A 1879-nucleotide genomic window follows, 5' to 3' on the forward strand; every position below is an offset into this window, starting at 1 on the left:
GTAAATAAGGTGTAGCAAACGTATTATCCACTGCTAATAACACATTATGTTTTTTAGCAATAGTAGCAGTTGCTTTTATGTCTATAATATTCATCATTGGGTTGGTTGGTGTTTCAACCCATATTAATTTAGTATTATCGTTAATATACGATTCTATATTTGCAGCATTTTGCATGCCAATAAAGTGAAACTTTATACCAACTTCTTCATAGATTTTTACAAACAAACGGTACGAACCTCCATAAATATCCTTTCCACAAACGACTTCATCATTTGGTTTTAAAAGTTTCATGACTGTATCAATAGCAGCCATTCCAGAGGCAAATGCAAATCCGTATTTGGCATTCTCTAAAGCTGCAAACGACTTTTCTAAGGTTTGGCGAGTAGGGTTGGATGAGCGTGCATATTCAAATCCTTTATTTTCTCCAAGAGAAGGCTGTGCAAAAGTAGAGGTTTGAAAAATAGGAGTCATAATAGCTCCTGTACTTGGGTCAGGCTCTATGCCTGCGTGTATGGCTTTGGTGGCAAACTTCATAGTATATTTTAAAACTAGATGAATAATTGAATAAAAATATCTTAACTATTAGAGTAGTAAAACTGTATATTTGCTTTTTGACAAAAATACAATAAATCAAAATGAAAAAAATAGACCTTCGAAGTGATACTTTTACCTTGCCTTGCACTGCAATGAAAGAAGCCATGCTAAATGCAGAAGTGGGGGACGATGTTTGGGAAGAAGACCCAACCGTGAAAAAATTAGAAAAAAAAGTAGCTGATTTGTTTGGACAGGAAGCTGGACTTTTTTGTCCTTCTGGAACAATGACCAATCAGATTGCCTTAAAAATTCTGACACAACCACAAGACGACATCATTTGTGATATTCGTTCACATATCTATCAGTATGAGGGTGGGGGCATTGCTTTCAATTCCCTTTGTTCGGTTAGACTCTTGCAGGCTGAAAAAGGAATCTTGACATCAGAAATGATTGAAGAGGTTATTCTACCAGACGATATACATTTTCCTCGTTCAAGAGTAGTAGCATTAGAAAACACAGTCAATAAGGCAGGAGGAAGTTCTTATACTTTAGAAGAAATCAAAACCATTTCAGAGCGTTGTAAAAAAAATAATCTAAAACTTCATTTAGATGGTGCAAGAGTTTTTAATGCGTTAGTGTATCGGAATCAATCTTCCAAAGAGCTAGGGCAGTATTTTGATACTATTTCTGTTTGTCTTTCTAAAGGTTTGGGTGCGCCAGTAGGTTCTGTATTAGTGGCAAGTAAAGAACTTATTCATAAGGCAAAGCGAATTAGAAAGGTTTTGGGTGGAGGAATGCGCCAATCTGGTTTTTTGGCAGCAGCAGGAATTTATGCTTTAGATAATAATATTGAAAAGCTAAAACAAGACAACCAAAATGCTAAAAAAATAGCTGAAGCATTGAGAAATAATAACCTTGTAGAAGAAGTGATTTTTGAAGGGACGAATATCGTTTTGTTTAGGATAAATTCAGTCTATTCTTCTGAAAAATTTAGGCAAGAATTAGAAAAAAGAAATATTTTAGTGTCTAATTTTGGAAAAGAATGGTTACGAGTAGTTACGCATTTAGATATTTCTAACGAAATGATTGATAAAGTTTGTCAAGAGGTTATTTTGTTAAAATAAGGATTCAAAAGTGTTTTACTATGTTTTCTTAGGGTTTCAGCTCATGAAGAGAATAGTCATTTTGGTTAGCAAAAAGCTATGCCTTTTCCTTACAGACAGTAAAACAAAATAATATTTTCTATCAAAATTCATTTTCAAGCCTTATAAATTTGTGATACTTTTGTAGAGACAAAATTTGGTAAAAAAATTACATATTTAGCCTTCATTTTTCTATCTATTG

The 1879-nt window shown here is 33.5% G+C and carries 2 protein-coding genes; one reads left to right on the forward strand and one right to left on the reverse strand.

Annotated elements, in window-relative coordinates; all coding sequences use genetic code 11:
• On the reverse strand, positions 1-535 hold a 535-nt coding region (locus QZ659_RS10160), incomplete at its 3' end, for a trans-sulfuration enzyme family protein (RefSeq protein ID WP_291725645.1).
• A 101-nt stretch (positions 536-636) separates the two neighbouring features.
• On the opposite strand from QZ659_RS10160, the gene QZ659_RS10165 reads away from it, so the two are divergent.
• Positions 637-1659 carry a threonine aldolase family protein gene (locus tag QZ659_RS10165; protein WP_291725646.1) on the forward strand — a complete coding sequence of 341 codons (1023 nt, stop codon included), beginning with the start codon at positions 637-639 and terminating at the stop codon, positions 1657-1659.
• Positions 1660-1879: the final 220 nt, after the last annotated feature.

Source organism: Bernardetia sp. (assembly GCF_020630935.1).
In the GTDB taxonomy this organism is placed as follows: domain Bacteria; phylum Bacteroidota; class Bacteroidia; order Cytophagales; family Bernardetiaceae; genus Bernardetia.